The sequence below is a fragment of the Paenibacillus nanchangensis genome (assembly GCF_046543445.1).
In the GTDB taxonomy this organism is placed as follows: Bacteria; Bacillota; Bacilli; order Paenibacillales; family Paenibacillaceae; genus Paenibacillus_AQ; species Paenibacillus_AQ nanchangensis.
This window is the reverse complement of sequence record NZ_JBHOFD010000009.1, coordinates 1-18,390: the sequence shown is the minus strand read 5'-3', so window position 1 is coordinate 18,390 and position 18,390 is coordinate 1. Positions and strand designations below refer to the sequence as shown.

Annotated in this window: 14 protein-coding genes and 1 pseudogene; 6 read left to right on the top strand and 9 right to left on the bottom strand. The window is 52.6% G+C overall.

What is annotated here, in order from left to right; translation table 11 throughout:
- The first annotated feature begins 91 nt into the window (after window positions 1-91).
- The 3 genes from ACE6ED_RS08620 to ACE6ED_RS08610 all read left to right on the top strand — a co-directional run bounded on the left by ACE6ED_RS08620 (window position 92) and on the right by ACE6ED_RS08610 (window position 2,744).
- Window positions 92-976, top strand: coding sequence for a carbohydrate ABC transporter permease (locus tag ACE6ED_RS08620; protein WP_410826708.1), 885 nt, complete (start codon window positions 92-94; stop codon window positions 974-976).
- Window positions 977-982: 6 nt separating this feature from the next.
- Window positions 983-1,810, top strand: a complete 828-nt coding sequence (locus ACE6ED_RS08615) for a carbohydrate ABC transporter permease (RefSeq protein WP_410826707.1) — start codon at window positions 983-985, stop codon at window positions 1,808-1,810.
- A 115-nt stretch (window positions 1,811-1,925) separates the two neighbouring features.
- A complete protein-coding gene (locus ACE6ED_RS08610; protein ID WP_410826706.1) occupies window positions 1,926-2,744 on the top strand; it encodes a PfkB family carbohydrate kinase in 819 nt (272 codons plus the stop codon).
- A 69-nt stretch (window positions 2,745-2,813) separates the two neighbouring features.
- On the opposite strand, the gene ACE6ED_RS08605 is transcribed toward ACE6ED_RS08610, so the two are convergent.
- Entirely contained in the window at window positions 2,814-3,533 is a 720-nt protein-coding gene (locus ACE6ED_RS08605; RefSeq protein WP_410826705.1) for a GntR family transcriptional regulator, read from the bottom strand.
- Window positions 3,534-3,858: 325 nt separating this feature from the next.
- On the opposite strand from ACE6ED_RS08605, the gene ACE6ED_RS08600 reads away from it, so the two are divergent.
- Window positions 3,859-4,845: an SIS domain-containing protein gene (locus ACE6ED_RS08600; RefSeq protein WP_410826704.1), complete on the top strand. Its 987-nt coding sequence runs from the start codon at window positions 3,859-3,861 to the stop codon at window positions 4,843-4,845.
- A gap of 183 nt (window positions 4,846-5,028) precedes the next feature.
- Here the strand turns inward: ACE6ED_RS08600 and ACE6ED_RS08595 are convergent, their stop codons facing one another.
- Entirely contained in the window at window positions 5,029-5,970 is a 942-nt protein-coding gene (locus tag ACE6ED_RS08595) for a zinc-binding dehydrogenase (RefSeq protein ID WP_410826703.1), read from the bottom strand.
- A gap of 148 nt (window positions 5,971-6,118) precedes the next feature.
- Between ACE6ED_RS08595 and ACE6ED_RS08590 the strand changes: the two genes are divergently transcribed.
- A complete protein-coding gene (locus ACE6ED_RS08590) occupies window positions 6,119-7,120 on the top strand; it encodes a hypothetical protein (protein ID WP_410826702.1) in 1,002 nt (333 codons plus the stop codon).
- On the opposite strand, the gene ACE6ED_RS29260 is transcribed toward ACE6ED_RS08590, so the two are convergent.
- The 3 genes and pseudogenes from ACE6ED_RS29260 to ACE6ED_RS08580 form a co-directional block, all read right to left on the bottom strand.
- Window positions 7,044-8,591: a fibronectin type III domain-containing protein gene (locus ACE6ED_RS29260; RefSeq protein ID WP_458782626.1), complete on the bottom strand. Its 1,548-nt coding sequence runs from the start codon at window positions 8,589-8,591 to the stop codon at window positions 7,044-7,046. The genes ACE6ED_RS08590 and ACE6ED_RS29260 overlap by 77 nt on opposite strands.
- A gap of 27 nt (window positions 8,592-8,618) precedes the next feature.
- Window positions 8,619-10,724 (bottom strand): annotated as a pseudogene (locus ACE6ED_RS29255) (cellulase family glycosylhydrolase); the annotation flags it as partial.
- Window positions 10,725-10,924: 200 nt separating this feature from the next.
- Window positions 10,925-11,773 carry a helix-turn-helix transcriptional regulator gene (locus ACE6ED_RS08580; protein WP_410826700.1) on the bottom strand — a complete coding sequence of 283 codons (849 nt, stop codon included), beginning with the start codon at window positions 11,771-11,773 and terminating at the stop codon, window positions 10,925-10,927.
- 135 nt (window positions 11,774-11,908) lie between these two features.
- On the opposite strand from ACE6ED_RS08580, the gene fabF reads away from it, so the two are divergent.
- Complete coding sequence (gene fabF, locus ACE6ED_RS08575; RefSeq protein ID WP_410826699.1) at window positions 11,909-13,147, top strand: beta-ketoacyl-ACP synthase II; 1,239 nt, start codon at window positions 11,909-11,911, stop codon at window positions 13,145-13,147.
- A gap of 220 nt (window positions 13,148-13,367) precedes the next feature.
- Here the strand turns inward: fabF and ACE6ED_RS08570 are convergent, their stop codons facing one another.
- The 4 genes from ACE6ED_RS08570 to ACE6ED_RS08555 all read right to left on the bottom strand — a co-directional run bounded on the left by ACE6ED_RS08570 (window position 13,368) and on the right by ACE6ED_RS08555 (window position 18,217).
- Window positions 13,368-14,594: an aminotransferase class I/II-fold pyridoxal phosphate-dependent enzyme gene (locus tag ACE6ED_RS08570; RefSeq protein ID WP_410826698.1), complete on the bottom strand. Its 1,227-nt coding sequence runs from the start codon at window positions 14,592-14,594 to the stop codon at window positions 13,368-13,370.
- A 76-nt stretch (window positions 14,595-14,670) separates the two neighbouring features.
- Window positions 14,671-15,609, bottom strand: coding sequence for a D-alanine--D-alanine ligase (locus ACE6ED_RS08565; protein WP_410826697.1), 939 nt, complete (start codon window positions 15,607-15,609; stop codon window positions 14,671-14,673).
- Between the two features lie 53 nt (window positions 15,610-15,662).
- Window positions 15,663-17,147 carry an aminotransferase-like domain-containing protein gene (locus tag ACE6ED_RS08560; protein ID WP_410826696.1) on the bottom strand — a complete coding sequence of 495 codons (1,485 nt, stop codon included), beginning with the start codon at window positions 17,145-17,147 and terminating at the stop codon, window positions 15,663-15,665.
- Between the two features lie 230 nt (window positions 17,148-17,377).
- Window positions 17,378-18,217: an aldo/keto reductase gene (locus ACE6ED_RS08555; protein ID WP_410826695.1), complete on the bottom strand. Its 840-nt coding sequence runs from the start codon at window positions 18,215-18,217 to the stop codon at window positions 17,378-17,380.
- Window positions 18,218-18,390 lie beyond the last annotated feature (173 nt).

Below are 18,390 nucleotides of genomic sequence, written 5' to 3'. Positions count from 1 at the left end.
GGGGGCCCTTCCCCTCTCTTTCGCGTAAACACAGAAAGTATGCTCTACGCGCTTGCCCGTTAATCTCCAGGATCGAAACAGGGGGAAAGTGATGAAAACAAAAAAAACGTTAACACCTTATTTGTTTGTCTTCCCATGTGTCCTCATGCTGGCTGTATTTGTTTATATGCCGCTCATTCAGAACTTCTTCTACAGCTTTCAAAATGTATCCCTGCTATCCGGTAAAAGCTCATTTGCCGGGCTGGACAATTACAAAAGCCTCTTTTCCGACCCGATTGTCAGCCAAGGACTGATCAACAACATCAAATATGCGGTCATTTCCCTGATCTTCCAGGTCGGTTTTGGACTGGTGCTTGCGGCCATTCTGGAGCAGGAGTTTCTGAGAAAAATTGCGGCGGTATTCCGGACCATCTTTTTTATCCCGGTCATTATTTCGATTACGGTCATCTGCCTCCTGTTTTCCTTCATTTACAATCCGACAGACGGACTGCTGAACATGTTCCTGCAGGGCGTGGGTCTTGAGGAGTGGGCCAAACCTTGGCTCGGTTCCGGCACCACGGCCATTTATGCGGTCATCGCGGTCTCCCAATGGCAAAGCATCGGTTACTGTATGATGCTGTTTATCGTAGCGATTCAGAAAATCCCGCGGGATTTGTATGAAGCGGCAAAAATTGACGGAGCGGGCAGCCTGAAAACCTTTTTCAGCGTCACCCTGCCTCAGGTCAAAGAGATGATTTTTGTGAATTCGCTGCTGACGGTAACCGGAGCGTTTATGGTGTTTAACGAACCCTTTATCTTGACCCGAGGCGGCGGTCCGGGAACCAGCTCGATAACGATCGCAGTGCTGATGTACCAGTCGGGTTTTGTTAAAGACAGCATGGGTTATGCCGCCACCATCTCGCTGCTGATTTTCGTCATTACCGCCGTGCTTGCGCTTATCCAAACCTTCACCTTTAGAACCGGAAAGGGGGATTAATTTATTATGGCCATCAAATTCAGCGTATCCCGGCTTATCGTGCTTCTCCCCCTGCTTGTGGGTGTAGTGCTTGTTGTCTACCCGTTGTTCTGGATGATCTCCTCTTCGTTCAAAAGTTATGACGAGATTTTCGGGGCGGTGTGGAACCTGCCCAGCAAATGGCTGTTTTCCAACTACACGACGGCCTGGACCAAAGGGATCGGCAATTATTTTATGAACAGCGTGATTGTCACGGTCAGCACCATTGCGGGTGTTGTGATCATCTCCTCCTTGTGCGCGTATGGCCTCAGCCGCTTCCGCTTCCGGTACGGTAAAACGCTGTTTCTGTTTGTGCTCGGCGGCATGATGCTGGACCCGCAGGTCTGCCTGGTGCCTCTTTATAAACTTTTGCAAAACTTAAATATTCACAATACGTATTTTGCTTTGATCCTGCCTTATATTGCTTTCCGTTTATCGATTGCCGTGCTGCTTGTCCGCTCTTATTTTCTGGGGATTCCCAAAGAAATCGAAGAATCGGCTACCATCGACGGTTGTTCCGCCTTTCGCACCTATCGCAGCATTTTTTTGCCGATGTCCCTCCCCATTTTGATGACGACGATTATTTTGACATCCTATTACGCCTGGAACGAATTTTTGTTTTCAATTATTTTTATCGACTCCGATAAATACCGGACCATTCCTGCCGGTCTGATGAATTTCAAAGACGCACTTTCCACGGATTGGGGCGTACTGCTGGCGGGACTGGTAATCTCTTCGCTTCCGCTTATAATCTTATTTATTTTTATGCAAAAATACTTTATTCAGGGCATGTCCGACGGTTCGGTAAAAGGATAAGTCCGCCTGCTGTAAACCCTGCTTATATCACCGTCTGCTTACTAAAAATGGCCTGCTGTGCCGGTATCTCCCGGTACGGCCGGTTTACTTGATTTGAAACTAAGGAGGGTCCACCATGAAACTGATTGCCATAGGAGATAATGTAGCGGATTGTTACCTGGACCAAGGATTGTATTACCCCGGAGGCAATGCGGTGAATGTGGCCGTGAACTGCAAGCGCAATGGCTGGGAAGAGGTTGCTTACATCGGCGTATTCGGAGACGATTCCAAAGCGGAACATATCCAGTATGCGCTCGGCCAGGAGGGCATTACCTACGGTTATTCCCGAAAAGTCTACGCACCAAGCGGTTCGCCCGGCGTCAAGCTGGTGGACAATGACCGTGTGTTTGTGCGCGGGGCCCAAAATACGGCGCAGCATGTGCTCCGCCTAAGGCTTATGCCAGCGGATCTGGATTATATCTCCACGTTTGATTTGTGCCATACGAGCTGCTATTCGAGCATCGAAAGCGAACTGGAAACAATCAAGGCGCACTGCGCCATCTCGTTTGATTTTTCTACCCGGCGGGATACAGCGTATCTGGAGCGGGTTTGTCCGCATATTCGATATGCGTTTTTTTCGGGCGCGGATTTGGAGACTTCCGAGCTGGATGATCTAATCGCCGCATGCCACAGGCTTGGGACAGAGATTGTAGGAGTGACACGGGGCAGCAGCGGTGCGGTATTTTCCCGTAACGGGGAACGGTTTGAACAGGGGATTACCCCCGCAACAATCGTCGATACAATGGGGGCGGGCGACAGCTTTATCGCCGGTTTCTTGACTTCCTATACTTCGGTTGGAGAGATGCAGAAGGCGCTGCAGTACGGAGCGGACCGTGCCGCTTATACCTGTACGTATTATGGGGGATTTGGATATCCGCAGAAGATGGAGGATTAACTGCTCCGTATAAGGCCGCAAGCTGTTCAGAATTGAACAGCTTTTTGGTCTGCACGGCGATAAGGTTCCCTAGACATAAAGCACAAATTTATCACCGACAATATGCTGCTCTCCGTAATGAACCGTTTCCATGGTGGAAGATACCACATTGCCTTGGGACAGCAGCAGCGGGTAACCGACGGGAATGTTCAGGTAACCGGCTTGAACCGCGTCGGCGAATACCGTCTGAATGCTTTTGCGCTGCCGGATGAAAGCGACGTCGCGTTTGGCTTTGATGACGGCATACAGCGACTTGTTATGTAAATCTTCCTCCAGCAGAAAATGGTATTCAGGCGGAAATACCGCGTAGTCCATCATGACCGGGATGTTGTCGGCCAGCATAATGCGCCGGATCGCAATCAGGTCGGTCTGTTCAGGCACATTCATCGTTTCGGCCAGCTTGGGTGTAGCGCTGATTTGGCGCTGCTCCACCAGTTTGGAAGAGGGCTTCAGGTTATTCAGTTTACAGATCTCGCTAAATCCCAATACGGAAGGCCCGAGTTTGGCTTGAATCTTGGGTGTGCTGATGAAGGTCCCCTTCCCCTGCTTACGGTCCAGCAGGCCTTCTTCAATTAGCTCGCTGACCGCTGTTCTGACCGTTCGGCGGCTGATCGAATACATTTCACAGAGCTCAAATTCGGTGGGGATTTTCTGTCCCGGCTTAAGTGTGCCGGTTTCGATATCCTGTTTGATGATTTCTTTCAGTTGAACGTATAGCGGAACGATACTATCCGGCTGTAATTGTCTCATTGCAGCTCCTTTAGGTCACGTAATAAGGATGTATTAGTGCTTGGTACTCCATCTCACACAAAACATACAAATGACCAGTTATTATATCCTGTGGCGGCGTTGATGTCAAAGGTAATCACACGTACTATATAATATTTTTTTTCCAAAGTAAATACTTCTGCCATATCGTTCGGACAGGAAATAAAAACGGATTTCTTTTATGACGAAAGGGTTGATTTCAGCGGAGGAGCATAGTAACATATAGATACATTACGTTACATAACGTAACAAAATGATCTTCTGTTTCCTTCCGCAGCGGATCAATAACCAAAGGAGGAGTTCATTAATGGATCAGGAACATGTGGCACAACTGGAGGCGGCAATTCAAGCGGTTGCTCAGAGGGATGTAAAACAATTTTATTTTGTTGCTTGCGGCGGCTCGCTGGCCAACGTAACCCCGGCGCAGTATATTCTCGACCGTGAAATTGACATCCCTTCCGCCGCCTATTCTTCCAACGAATTCATTCACCGGGGACCTAAGGCATTAGGCAAGCATTCCGTGGTGGTCACCTGCTCCCACTCCGGGAATACGCCCGAAACCGTGGAAGCAACCACATTTGCCCGCAACAAAGGCGCGTTGACCATCTGCTTGACCAACCTGAAGGACTCGCCGCTGTGGGAGGCTGCCGAGTATAAGCTGCATTACAACTACGCTACTTACGGAGAAGAACTGCGTGCAGAAGAGACAAATATGGCGATTCTGTACCGGCTGATCTTTGGCGTGCTGAATACCCTGTTCCCGAACGAAAAATATGCCAATGCCCTCCACTCGATCGAAACCGGACTCCATGGAGTGTACGAACGGAACAAAGCAAGCCAGCTGGAAGCCGCCAAGGAATTCGGCCGGGCTTACAAACGGGAAAAGCTGATTTACACGATGGCCAGCGGCATCAATTATTCCGTCGCCTACTCCTTTGCGATCTGCCTGCTGCAAGAAATGCAGTGGATCCACTCCAGCGCGATCCATTCCGGCGAATACTTCCACGGTCCGTTTGAAATCACGGACTTTGATGTGCCGTTTATCCTGATTAAAGGACTGGGCGAAACACGCCCGCTGGATGACCGGGCGCATGACTTTGTCCGCAAATATTCCGAACGAGTGGTGCTGATCGATGCTGAAACGTTTGATCTGGAGGGGATTTCGGCGGATGTCCGGAATTACTTCACGAACCTGGTAGCCGGCGTGCTGCTCAGACAATACGCGCAGCATCTGTCCGAAGAAACCGGCCACGCCCTTTCCGTCCGCCGCTATATGTGGAAAATGGAGTATTAAGCAGCGGGCCCACCGGGCCGGGGTGCCATTAGCTTCATCCATTCCAATCAGGCAGCACAACTAACTTAACGCACTAAACATACGCCGTACAAAAAATTTTATCAAACAAGCCGGAAATTCCTTACGCCAAGGAATCCCGGCTTGTTTTGTTGTTATATAACTCATCGGCCAGCTTCTTTATTATTAACTTACGTGCAGCACGGCTTTGCCGGAGAATTTCCGCTCCAGCAGATGACGGGCGACGGTGTCGATTTCGGTCCACGGTGCCTCCACTTCGATCCGTGGCGTTAACTTTCTGTCAGCAGTCAGCTGGGCCAACAAGCTTAGATCGTCCGCGGCGGATTGACGGGTAAGCTCGTCTCCCAGGAAGAAGCCGTACAAACTCCTCCCTCCGCTGGTCACCAGATTTCTCATATCGATCATTGCAGAGTTTGAAGAGGAAAACCCTACCGCCACACAAATGCCTTGAGGGGCAAGCATCGGCAGCAATGCCGCCAGTGTCTCGCCGCCTACCGAATCGATAATCAAATCGTATGGCCCGAATTTACGCGCCGATGAGATGCCTGAATATCCAATGACCACCTGATCGGCACCTGCCTCCCGTACAAGCAAGGCCTTCTCTTCTGTGCTGGCTAAACCTGCGGTGAATGCTCCGGATAAGGCCGCAAGCTGATGGGTGATCAACCCGACTCCGCCGGTAGAGCCTGTTATGAAAATACGTTTGCCGAGCAGCATGCCGCCTTTGCGGAGCGCATTAAGCGCCGTTAGCCCGGCAACGGGTAAGGTTGCCGCCTCTGTATAGATAAGCTTGTCCGGGATTTCAGTCAGCATGGTTACAGGAGCGGCAACCTGCTCGCTCCAGGCGCCCCTCTGTAGCAATCCGGCAACCCGTGCCCCTTTTTGCGGGCCTGCGCCGTTTTGGGCCGGCTCAATGACAATACCGGCGAAATCCCAGCCGGGCCGGCTTGATGCTTCCTGATCTTTGGCGTCGGACACTTCACCGCGATTGAGAGAGACGGCTTTCACCTGTACGAGCGCTTCCCAAGGCTGAGCTTGGGGTGCGTCAACTTCCTTAATCGCCAAATGGGACGGAACAAGCGGATCAACTACGATGGCACGAATCATTTTGTACCTCCTCCATGAATGGGCTTCTGTGTCATATTGGTTTCTGTGTCATTTGATGACTTTCGATTTCAATGAGGAGTATACTTTAGATCAAGGAGCGGCCCAAGTGCAGAACTACACTTCGCCATAAAGAAAGGAAAAAAGAAAGATGGACATTCATATAGAGAATTCCAGGCTCAAAATCGTATTGGGTGAGATTGAAGCGCTGCGGACGAAACGGCAGCGTGAGTTTGCCGACCGGCTATCCCCGTCCTTAAAACGGTTTACCCAACAAGAGCTGAACGACGAGGCTTTTGCTTCATACAAAAATCTTCTTGTTGGGCGTTCCCGCCGCATCCCGGATCGCCAGACGATCCTTAAGATTGCTGAATACCTTGAATGTACTTTCGATGAGCGCAACGATCTGCTGTTGGCAGCCGGATACCTTCCGATCCAGCCGGAATTGGAGGGCCAGGCGCTGGAACGCGCATTGGAGTGGGCGCATCAAACGATGGGAGAGATTGCTTTTCCCGCCATGATCATAACCCATACGCAGGACATCCATGGAGTTAACGAGCGGTTCCGCCGATTGTTCGATATCCCGTTCGACCGTTCGTACGATGGCCAAATGAACAGAGTCGATTTGCATTTTAATTCCGCTTTCCCTGTCCGGACCCGCTCCACTTTCGACAAAACGTCATTTGAGCAATGGGAAGCGCACGCCATTTATGGGATACATTCGTTTAAGCGGGAGCACATATTGTCCCGTTATGATGTGTGGTACCAACAATTGCTTCATAGATTTCAGAAATACAACGCGGATGAATATCTGAATGTGCTGGATCCAGGAGAAAAAGCTGATCATACGCAAACCATTTTAGCTAGAGTGGAAAACTCCGGTGAACTTGTTCCCATCCGCTACAGACAAGTTTCGATTTCCGCAGGCGGCCGATTATATCCGCAAATTGTGGTTTTCCTGCCGGTCGATGCTGCCGCGCGAACAGTATTCATAGACCTGGGATGTCCTGCTGACTGCGCTTGGATTCCCCGGGATAACGGCAAAGGACCTTTGTCTCCAAAGGCCCCGCTTCCTTTTAAAAATTCAGCTCAAAATTCGAAATGTTCAACGTACCGGCCCGGACGTGTTCTCCGGACCCCAGATACACTTTAAAGGCAATGGCCCGAATGTCCGTGAGGCTGGAAACCGCTGCGTTATTTTTCCATTGGGATGCTGCCGATTTCCACACTGGAGCATAAAAAGCATAAGTGACTTCGGCTGATTCACCCGGGCCGATCACCCGTTCGACCGCCGAGTCAGAAGCCGTCTGTCCTCCAGTCTCCTCCCAAATCCAGTTGCTGCCGTTCCGCAGCACCAGCGATACATGAATGGGGTCGGACCCTGTATTCGTCAAAGTACAGGTAATGCTGGAGTAAGCGGACCAATCCTCGCCTGCCCCCATCCCCGGTTTGGTTTCGGTGGCAGCGCCGGCCGATACCGAGTCGCTGAGCGTGCTGCTGTAATTCACATACACCGTGTCATTGTCTAGACCGGCAGATACATTTCCGGTAAAAGACGACTCCTTGAAGTCCCACGGATAATAGCTGGCAGATTTGGGCCGGTTCAGCTCGGCTATCGTTGAGGCATATGCATCGGCAGGAAGATCAAAATCAACAGCATGCAGCTGCACGCTGCCCTTGAATCCGCTGCCGCCGCTTTGCACCCGGAAGATCAGCCGGTTCACGTCCTGATTGGCAAGGCTGGCTAACGGGACGGAAGCCAGGATCGTTTTTTTGGCGGGGACTTTAATATAGGTTCCAAGCTCCACCCACTTCCATGCCCTGTCTTTTACAATCGGTTGGATTTGAATTTCCGCCGCATTAGGATTGGTAATCACAAGGTTCATCATTTCATGCGAACTCCAGTTGGCCGCCGGGCTGGGGTCCACTTGAATAGATGGGTAATTTTCGCTGAGAAGATCAAACGACATATTGAGTCCGCCGCTGTCTAAAGCCGAAAGCTTCGCCGTTGTTCCAGAGGCCGGTTTGTCCGCGCCATTAATGCCTACATACCAAGTGCCGTAGTCGTCAAGCAGTCCCGGGTTAATCGTGCCCGGCTGATTGGAATCGCCTGTCTTAACGGTAACGGCGTTGCTGGCTGCCGATAGATTATTGGCGTCGTCAAATGCTTTGACGGTGAAGGTATAAGCGGTGTCCCCCTGCAGGCCGGAAACTGTATACCGCGGGGCCATGCTGGTCCCCGCCAGAACTCCATCCTTGTAAATGTTATATCCTGCAACGCCGATATTGTCCGTGGATTCGGTCCAGCTTAACGCCGCGGTAGTGACGGATGGAACCGCTTGCAGTCCGGACGGTGCCGAAGGCGGGGTTATGTCGCCGCTTGGCAGGGTTTTGACCTGGATGGTGCTGCTGGAAGCTGACAGATTGCCTGCTTTATCGATTGCTTTTACCGCGAATTGGTAGGAAGTGGCGGCTTTGAGTCCGGTGACAGTATAGCTTGTTGACGGGCTGACTGCGACCAGTGATCCATCCCGGTACACATTGTAGCCTGTGACAGCCACGTTGTCCGAGGAGGCTTGCCAATCTAATTTCACCGTTGAAAATGTTGGCGATCCCCCCGTCAGATGGGCAGGTGCGGTCGGCGGCTCATTGTCGGCGGCTCCCCCGTAAACGGTACTTAGCTTTGAAGTCGCCCGGATTCCGTAAGGCCCTTCTATAATGGCGCGGCCTTGCTCGGTATAGCTGGTGCCCGCCCAGTCGGTAGACATATCGAGATATTCAAGTCCCGAGCCGTTTCCTTTCCAGGACCAGCCTAAATAACCTACACCTTTTTGCTCGGCATAACTCATAATGGTTGCTTCGTCCACATCTCCGTTGGTATGTCTAATCCCGAATTCTCCGATGACCAGCGCCAGGTTTTTATTCAGCACCTGATCCATGTTGTTTTTCACAGTGGCAGCGTTTCCTCCGGCATATTCGTACATATGGATGGAAAACATCGTGTTTTTAAGCGGGTCCGCATTAAACACCTGGGTGCCATAGTCAAAAATCGACTGCGGATATTGGCCCCATCCGGCGCCGTCTACCATAATGGTATTTTGGATGCCTGCATTCCGCAGCTTCGGAATTACGGTTTTGTAGCCCTGCGCCCAACCTGCTCCATCCCAGGAGCCAAACCATTCGTTGGCTATATTCAGAATAACCGTGCTTTCTTTCCCGATCAGCGCGCTTTTCATTTCGATCCAGTAATCCGCAATCCGGTTCAAGACAGCCGCGTTGTCCGACCCGGTCCCGTCATGGACTTCAAGCACAACAACCAATTTATTGCGTTCCGCCAGCGTAATCAATGCCTGAATGGAGGACAAATCATCTTTTGTCCACTGCTGTCCGTCCGACAGCACAATCCGGACCGTGTTCGCCCCGGTTCGGGCGATGGCCGGAATCGCAGCGGTTTCCTGCCCTTTGTACCAGGTATAAGCATGATTGATCCCCCGCATGACAAACGGGCTGCCGTTTGCGTCATACAGTGTTGTCCCTTCGATATAAAAACCCGGTTTGGCTGCTGCGGGTTCCGTCGTTACTTGAAGTTCGGCGCTTGAATCCGATACATTTCCAGCGGCATCCTTGGCGCTCACCCGGAAGGTATAGGTGGTATTAGGGGTAAGATCGGTTGCGGTATAGTTTGGGGTCGTGGCCGATCCGATCCGGTTCGTTCCGCTGTACACATCATAGCCGGTCACCCCTACATTGTCGGTTGAAGGGGTCCATGTCAGCGTCACCGATGAACTCGTTTTGGAGGGGCTTTGCAGGTTTGCGGGCGCGGTTGGCGGCTCGGTGTCGGCAGCCGTTTCCACCGGCGTGAACTTCCATTTTTGCTGAGGGTTACCGTTGTCGGTCCACTGCTGGACGTCTGCTCCGTCATGCGTATAGCCTCCGATGACATCCAGCGCTTTGCCGCTGGACTGGGCGAGCAGCTTATAATATCCCCCGCCTGCTTCCGCCAGCTTCCACTTCTGATTGGGTAAACCGCCGTTTGTCCACTGCTGTACGGGAGCGCCGTCGGAGGAATCGCCTTGAGCCACGGTTAAGGCTTTCCCGCTGGATGCCGCGGTCAGTGTGTAATACCCGTCACCGGCAGCTTCAACTTTCCACTTTTGTTTAGCGCTGTCGTCGTTTGACTGCTGTCTGACCCGCGTGCCGTCGGCGGAACCGTCACCGGCATCCAGGTTTTTGCCGCTATGCCTTGCCGTTAGTTTGTAGGTTTTTCCTGATTCGAGCACCGGGCCGGGAGTGTTGGAATGCACTTCAAATTCCCAGAGGGAATATCCGTACTGTGTGCCCCTTTGGGTTCCGTTCATTTTTACGTACCTGGCGTTTGCTGCTTCAAAAGACACCTCATCGATTCCCCCGTCACCGTTTGCGGTGGAATAAACCGTCGTCCAGTTCGACTGGTCGGCTGACGTCTGGATCTGGTACGCCTTGGCATAAGCGGCTTCCCAATGCAGTGTTACACCACTGATCTGAGCCGGACTGCCCAGGTCCACAACCAGCCACTGCGGATCCGAATACTGTGAAGACCACCTCGTTGACTGATCGCCGTCTATGGCGAATTGAGCCGCTTTATTCGCGTCCTCCTCGGAGCTGGCCGAGGCTGAAGCCAGCTGTGCGACGCTTTCGGAAGCGCTTGCAGGGAACGCCGGAAACAAACTGAAGAGCAGCGCAAACAGGACAAGGAACGTTACGTTGTTTTTTTTCAAATGAGAACCTCCCAGTAATAAGATGAACTAGCGGGTACCCATATGTTGTTCTTGAAGTAGCGTACGAATCTGATCCCCAGTTTCGCCTGCGGGCCTGAGCATGTGCAGGGTGATGCCTCCTCCTTTCCGCCCGGTATCCAAAAAAAACAGGGATCAGATTATGCTAAATTTACTGATTTAGGCTAACAAAGTCATTGGATTCAATTATGCTTTTTTTCGGCCATCAACGTCCGCAGCTTGCCTTCCGTGCTGGTATCGGCGGCCGGGGTATAAATGCTGCATCTGAGGTCATCAGGTCCATATACCTTCAGCGAAGTCAGCTCGTACACCATTTTGCCGGCTTTGGCATGCCGAAACTCCAGACGGACCTCCGGTGCGTTGCTGACCTGGCTCTGCTCCCACATCCGGTTGAACTCCGGGTGGCCTGCGGCCATTTCATCCAGGAACCGGTCATACCACTCGTCTTCGACATATTGACCGTAGTAGGATCGGAGAATCGACAAAAATCCGCCAGAAAACTGCTCCCAATTCACAGCGAGCCGGCGGAATTCTCTGCGGGCGAACAGCAGCCGGATCATGTTCCGTTCTTCTGCCGGAATACGGTCGAAATCCAGAAACACATAAGCCGCGGCCCGGTTCCAGCCGACGATATTGCATTTGCGGTCCGACACAATCACCGGACAGTAGGTCAAATCCGTGATGATTCTCTGCAAAGACGGACTGATTAACACCGTTTCCTCTTTACCTGAGTAGGTCTCCCCCGTTCCTTCAGACGCAAGCGAATATAAATACCGCCGTTCGTCCCCATTTAGCTGCAGCGCATTGGCTACACATTCAAGCACGGAGTGTGACACTTGAATGTCTCTCCCCTGCTCCAGCCAGGTGTACCAGGTGGTGCTCACTCCCGCCAGCTGGGCGACCTCCTCCCGCCGCAAGCCGGGTGTCCGTCTTCGTGTGCCGTATGGGAAGCCGGCGGATTCGGGGGATAGTTTGGCGCGCTGTTTTTTGAGAAAAGCCGATAATTCCTGAAGTCTGGCCTGGGAGTTCATGAGGGGTACGCTCCTTTTTCGCTAGAGTAGCAGTCTTTATACCAGGATAAACGCTAACTTGTAATAGGATAGAACAAATGACATTATAACCTTACAAACACAGAATGAAAAGCTTTCTAGGGAGGCATGAAGGTAATGGAGAGAGTCGTAATTACGGGTATGGGAGTTATCTCGCCGCTCGGTAACGATGTGGAGCAGTTTTGGTCGAAGCTGGTCCGCGGAGAATCGGGGATCGGTTATATTGAGGCATTTGATACAACCGGACAAAAAGTGAAGATCGCCGGCAGCGTCAAAGACTTTGATCCGGCTGCGCGGTTTGGGACGAAGGAAGCCCGCCGGATGGACCGTTTTTGCCAGTTCGCGCTTGCGGCAGCGGAGCAGGCGGTAGCGCAGTCCGGGCTGCCTCTTGACCGGATGGACCGTGAACGGCTGGGCGTATATGTGGGTTCAGGGATTGGCGGGATTCAAACCATGATTCAGCAAAATGCCGTGCTCGCTTCCCGCGGACCTGAACGCGTAAGCCCGACACTGGTGCCTTTGATGTTACCCAATATGGCGGCTGCCATGATTAGTATAAAATACGGCGCACTCGGCTCCACGCTTGCGCCGGTGACCGCTTGCTCGATCGGCAATACGGCGATTGGCGAGGCGATGTTTAGCATCCAGGCCGGACGGCAGGATTGTATCATTGCCGGTGGCTCGGAAGCCGCAATTACGGACCTGTCGCTGGCCAGCTTCTCGAACGCCACGGCTTTATCCACCCGCAACGACGATCCGGAGCGGGCAAGCCGCCCATTTGATGCGGACCGGGACGGTTTTGTTATGGGAGAAGGCGCGGGTATCGTTATTCTGGAGTCTCTCAGCCATGCGCTGCGCAGAGGCGCACCGATTATAGGCGAGGTTGTGGGATACGGCGCAAGTTCGGATGCTTACCATATGGTTGCGACGCCAGAGGATGGGAACGGCGCGGCTAGAGCGATGAAGCTGGCTTTATCCAATGCGCAGCTGAAGCCGGGTGATATGGATGTGATCAGCGCTCACGCAACAAGCACGGTCATTGGCGACCGGTCGGAAACCGCCGCCATCAAGCAGGTATTCGGGGAAGCGGCTTACCGGATTCCGGTAACGGCCAATAAATCCATGACAGGACATATGTTAGGCGCATCCGGCGGCGTCGAGATGATCGCCCTGCTGAAATCGCTGGAAGAAGGCATCATTCCGCCTACGATTAACCTGCATCATCCCGATCCCGTATGCGACTTGGATTATGTGCCTAACCATGCGCGAACCGCTCCGCTGCGGATTGGAATTTCGAACTCTTTTGGCTTTGGGGGACATAATTCGGCGGTTATCGTTAAAAAATACGAAGCTTAAATAACAACGGACAGCACCTAAAAAGCATCCGCAAGCCGGCGTGAAGGCCGTTTGTGGATGCTTATTATTTCTCTTGCATTCTGCGGCTTGATGAGATATACGCCGCAGATATGATGAACACCGCTGATGAAATGAACACTCCAGATAAAATGAACACCACGAATGAAACGAACACCCGAATGAAACGAACACCACGAATGAAATGGACACCGCCTCGGGATCAAACAGGACGTGCCGCCTGCATAAATTTCGCCATCCGCTCCAGCGCTTTTTCCAAATTGCAACGTGATGCCGCATAGGAACAGCGGATATACCCTTCCCCGCCCGATCCAAAGACATGCCCGGGCACGACCGCGACTTCCGCCTCTTTCAGCAGCCGGAGCGCAAACACTTCGGAGGACAGGCCGCTGGAAGCTACGGACGGGAAGGCGTAAAAAGCCCCCTCCGGTTCATGGCAGGACAGTCCAATGGCTTGGAGTCCGTCTACAAACAATTTGCGCCGCTCGTTATAGCTCGCCATCATCTCCTCTTTGGCGGACATGCCATAACGTAAAGATTCAAGTGCGGCGATTTGCGCCAGGGTTGGGGCGCACATCACGGTATACTGGTGTATTTTCAGCATCCCGGCAATCAGCTCACGCGGGCCGCAGGCATAACCTACCCGCCAGCCTGTCATGGCAAACGCTTTGGAAAAACCGCTGATAACAATCGTCCGCTCCTTCATCCCTGGCAGGGACGCGATACTGACGTGCTTGCTTCCATAGGTGAGTTCGGCATACACTTCATCCGAAATCACAACCAGATTATGCCTGATGACAACATCGATAATCGGCAGCCAGTCCTGTCTGGTCATGACCGTCCCTGTCGGATTACAGGGGAAATTAATCATTAAAGCTTTGGTGCGGGGCGTGATTTTGGCTTCCAGCGCTTCCGCGGTCAGCTTGAACTGTGTTTCCGGCGAAGCTTCTACTTCCACAATGGTGCCGCCGTGCAGGTGAGTGATCGGCTCGTAGGCAATATAACTTGGAGCGGGAATCAGCACCTCGTCTCCCGGATCAATCACCGCCCGCAGCGCCAAATCCACAGCCTCGCTGCTACCCACGGTGATCATGATTTCGTGTTTCGGGTCATAATTCAGATCAAAGCTTCCGGATAAATAGGCGGACAGCTCTTCCCGCAGCTCCATTATACCGGCGTTGGAAGTATATTGGGTCCGGCCCTCGCGCAGCGCCTGGATGCAGGCTTCACGCACCCTCGCTGGTGTGGCGAAATCCGGCTCCCCAACTCCTAGCGCGATAACGTCTCCGCCGGCTGCATTCAGATCAAAAAAAGCGCGGATTCCCGATGGCCGAATCTCCCGCACGCGCGAGGAGAGCAAGGGTTTGGAAGTTGCTGATGGATTGGTGTCTACTTCTGAATTCGGGTTTACTGATAGTTTTGAGCTCATCAATGGACTAGTATGATTTGCTGGTCTTCTGCTTACCGTTGGTCCTGCACTTGGCAACTGCCTTATCCCCACTTCGCTATACATTCTGCATCATCCCCTGTGTCTGATTCCGTTCCTGAATCGAACCATAAATAATCCGGTCAAGCAGCTGCGTAAAGGTGATTCCTGCGGCCGCCGCGCTTTTTGGCAGCAGGCTGTTTGCAGTCATCCCCGGCAGGGTGTTCACTTCCAACACATACGGGACATCCTCGCAAAGGATCATGTCAATTCTGGCGTAAACCCTGCACTGCAGCAGCCGATAGCTGGCAAGCGCTGCCTCTCGGACCCGTTTTTCCACATGAGGAGGGAGCAAAATCACCTTCTCCTCTGCCCCGCCGGTTTCATATTTGGCTTGGTAGTCAAACCATTCCGATTGCGCGGGACGGATGCCTAGAATCGGGAGGACTTCGCCGTTTAAAATCGAACAGGTAATCTCTGTCCCGCTGATGTAACGCTCGATCACCATATTCGGGTCCAAATCCATAGCTTTCCGGACCGCCGGCAGCAGCTCCTGCTCCCCCCGCACCATTCCGATCCCGATGCTGGACCCGCCGTTGTTTGGCTTCACGACCACCGGATAACCCAGTTTTTCCACCGCCTTGGGGTCATAGTCGTCCATTCCCTGCCAATTGAGACCAAGGGGCGTCTTTATTCCGCCAGCGGTTAACAGCATTTTGGACAGCTGCTTATTCATGCATAAGCTGCTTGCCAGCACCCCGCTGCCTGTATAGGGAATGCCAAGTGTCTCCAGGGTACCCTGCACCGTACCGTCTTCGCCGAATTCGCCGTGCAGCGCAATCAGCGCCAGATCAATATTTTCCCGCCGTACCAGGTCGATGAGATCGGACGGCCGGTCAATCCGGATGGGAACCGCCTCATACTGGTCCGGATCCAAATGCTGGAGCATTTCCCGGCCTGTTTGCAGCGACACCTCCCGCTCGGATGAAATTCCGCCCATAATTACGCCAATTTTCATGATGACACCCCTCTTTTTCTCAAAATCACGTTTTGACAATCATCTCGCTTGCTTTACAGAAACCGGCGCGCTTCACGGCCGATGATTTCAATTCCGCGTTTGATCTTTTCGTCCGTCACGCGGGAGAACCCAAGCCGCAGGGTATTTGCCCCTTCTCCTTCTTGGATAAAAAACTTGTCGCCCGGCGTAAAAATAACACCCTTCTCCAAGCAGGCTTCCAGCAGCCGGCGCGTCTGAAATCCGGGCGGGAAGGTAAGAAACAAATGCAGCCCCCCGTCGCCGGTTAACCGCGCCTCGGGGAGACAGACTTCGCAGCAGGTTTTGGTCAGCTCGTATTTACGTTTGTACTCCAGCCGCGCTTTTTTTACATATTTATCGAAGTTGCCGTTCAGCAAATATTGATACAGTATCGATTGATCAATCGTCGAGGTATGGATGGAGCGGGCGCGTTTAATGCTTTCGAGCGCAGCGATCAGCTTCCGGTCCCCAAGCACCCAGCCTACCCGCAGTCCGGGGAACAGCACTTTGCTGAAGCTGCCGATGTAAATCACGCCGTTGCCCCGCCCCGCAGAAGAGATTAAGGGCGCCACGTGGGCTCCCGAATAACGCAGCTCTTCATTAAAGCCGTCTTCGATTACCGGGATCTGGTAACGGCTCATGATCTTCATCACGGCATTCCGCTTCGCCGGAGACATGACAATCCCCGTAGGATTATGATAAGAAGGGGTCAAATAAGCCAGGTCAAAACGCTGTGTCCGGCTCTGCAGCACCGCCTCCAGCTGCTCCACATCCATCCCGTCCGGCTCCATCGGAATGCCGGTAAGTTCGAAGCCGTGCAGCTTCAAGTTTTTGATGGCCGTATGATGCGTGGGATTTTCGCAGATCGCCGCACCTGGGCGTCCGGACGGCCGCAGTGCCGACAGCATAATGTCAAAGCCTTCGGTAAATCCGCTGGTGATCAGCATATCTTTGCCGGAGCAGTCGACCCCTTTGTTCTCCATATAATGCATCAAATATTCGATTAAGGGCTTATAACCCTTGGCATAGCCGTAATTAAGCAGCACATGCCCTTCAATGGCCATCCGGTCCAAAAAAGCCCGTTTGACTTCCCCCACATTAAACAGCTGTTCATCCGGCGCAATGCTTGTAAATGAAATGACCTCTTTTCCCGCACGGATGCCCTGCTTCATCAAGTCGAGTTCAACGGCCGAGACCGCGTAGTGGTTCATTTTTGCCTGCCAGTCGATCTGCAAGGCAGCGGGATCGTCCGTGCCTTCAAATTCGGCGGTGTTATGGCCCGAGATGGCGGCAACGTAGCTGCCTTTGCCCGGAACCGCATACGCAAATCCGTCATCCTCCAAACCGGCGTAGGCGGCAATCACCGTATTTCGGCTCACATTCAGCAGTTCTTTCATTTCGCGTGTGGAAGGCAGCTTCTGGTCCGCGTGGAGGGCGCCTTTTACTATTAAGCGCTTGATGTATTCTTTAATTTGTATTGGTGCCGGACGGTCGCCGGCGAGCTTGAAATCCTGGAACATCCTCCATCGCCTCCCTTTGTAATGATGGCATAGTCAAGGTAAGAAAAAAAGAACCACCGCACGGGATTTTTTTTCCTGCGATGGTTCCTCTGTATGAACTTTCTCTTTTTACCAGCCGGGCAGCTTGCAGGCCCATTCGGCTGTTGCAGCCGGAGAACGCGTGCTGCTAAGCGCCTTGCTTGCACTCAACGGGCTTTTGTTTATACTTTTCGAGTTGCGTCTGCTGCGGTTCAGAAGTCAAAATTGTCCGGGTCGGGCCCCACCCGCCGGTTCTGGTTAAGCGCGTCAATCCGCTCCATTTCCGCGGAGCTTAATTCAAAGTCAAAGATTGCGGCATTTTCGATAATCCGGTGCTCTTTAATGGACTTGGGGATGGTGATTACCCCGTTCTGAAGGTCCCAACGCAAAATAATCTGCGCAACGGTTTTGCCGTGAGCTGCTGCGATTTCTGTGAGTACCGGTTGGTCCAGCAGCCCGCCCTGCATCAGCGGAGACCAGGCTTCCAGCTGGATGCCGTGTTCCCGGGTGAAGTGAAGCAGCTCTTTTTGCGTCAGATAGGGGTGAAATTCCACTTGATTGATCATCGGTTGGATTGCAGCATCCGCCATCAAATCTTCCAGGTGGTGAATTTGAAAATTGCTTACGCCAATGGCGCGGACCCGTCCATCCTGATACAGCTTCTCCAACGCCCGCCACGCATCCTTGTATTTACCCGCCACCGGCCAGTGGATCAGGTACAAATCCAGGTAGTCGAGACCAAGACGGCTGAGGCTTGTCTCATAGGCGGCAAGCGTTTCGTCATAACCCAAATCGGCATTCCATACTTTGGAGGTGACAAACAGTTCTTTCCGGTCCAGGCCGTTTTGCGCGAGCGCTTCTCTGATCCCCTGGCCTACTCCGGCTTCGTTTTCATAGATTGCGGCGGTGTCTATGCTTCTGTAACCGGCTTTTACCGCGGATTTTACCGCTTCTACCAGGTCCCGGCCCTCTTTTACCTGAAACACGCCTAGGCCCACCCATGGCATCTGGACTCCGTTTGCTAATGCTGCTGTTGATTTTAAGTTCATCATTGTAGTTCCTCCTGTTTGTTTAGACTGACCTGAAGGCACACAAGTAGAGCAGGGTTGCCTTTGCGGCGAATTTGGGACTTCCGGCCACCTGTAATTTTTGGTGTTCAACGGTGCTCTATATAGACTGAGCGAATGACACACAGGTAGGGCGGGGCTGTCACTGCGGCGAATTT

Excerpts from the sequence above, each read along its gene's own strand:
- ACE6ED_RS08620 (WP_410826708.1), top strand. The coding sequence starts at position 92 with ATGAAAACAAAAAAAACGTTAACACCTTATTTGTTTGTCTTCCCATGT.
- ACE6ED_RS08615 (WP_410826707.1), top strand. The coding sequence starts at position 983 with ATGGCCATCAAATTCAGCGTATCCCGGCTTATCGTGCTTCTCCCCCTG.
- ACE6ED_RS08610 (WP_410826706.1), top strand. The coding sequence starts at position 1,926 with ATGAAACTGATTGCCATAGGAGATAATGTAGCGGATTGTTACCTGGAC.
- ACE6ED_RS08605 (WP_410826705.1), bottom strand. The coding sequence starts at position 3,533 with ATGAGACAATTACAGCCGGATAGTATCGTTCCGCTATACGTTCAACTG.
- ACE6ED_RS08600 (WP_410826704.1), top strand. The coding sequence starts at position 3,859 with ATGGATCAGGAACATGTGGCACAACTGGAGGCGGCAATTCAAGCGGTT.
- ACE6ED_RS08595 (WP_410826703.1), bottom strand. The coding sequence starts at position 5,970 with ATGATTCGTGCCATCGTAGTTGATCCGCTTGTTCCGTCCCATTTGGCG.
- ACE6ED_RS08590 (WP_410826702.1), top strand. The coding sequence starts at position 6,119 with ATGGACATTCATATAGAGAATTCCAGGCTCAAAATCGTATTGGGTGAG.
- ACE6ED_RS08580 (WP_410826700.1), bottom strand. The coding sequence starts at position 11,773 with ATGAACTCCCAGGCCAGACTTCAGGAATTATCGGCTTTTCTCAAAAAA.
- fabF (WP_410826699.1), top strand. The coding sequence starts at position 11,909 with ATGGAGAGAGTCGTAATTACGGGTATGGGAGTTATCTCGCCGCTCGGT.
- ACE6ED_RS08570 (WP_410826698.1), bottom strand. The coding sequence starts at position 14,594 with ATGAGCTCAAAACTATCAGTAAACCCGAATTCAGAAGTAGACACCAAT.
- ACE6ED_RS08565 (WP_410826697.1), bottom strand. The coding sequence starts at position 15,609 with ATGAAAATTGGCGTAATTATGGGCGGAATTTCATCCGAGCGGGAGGTG.
- ACE6ED_RS08560 (WP_410826696.1), bottom strand. The coding sequence starts at position 17,147 with ATGTTCCAGGATTTCAAGCTCGCCGGCGACCGTCCGGCACCAATACAA.
- ACE6ED_RS08555 (WP_410826695.1), bottom strand. The coding sequence starts at position 18,217 with ATGATGAACTTAAAATCAACAGCAGCATTAGCAAACGGAGTCCAGATG.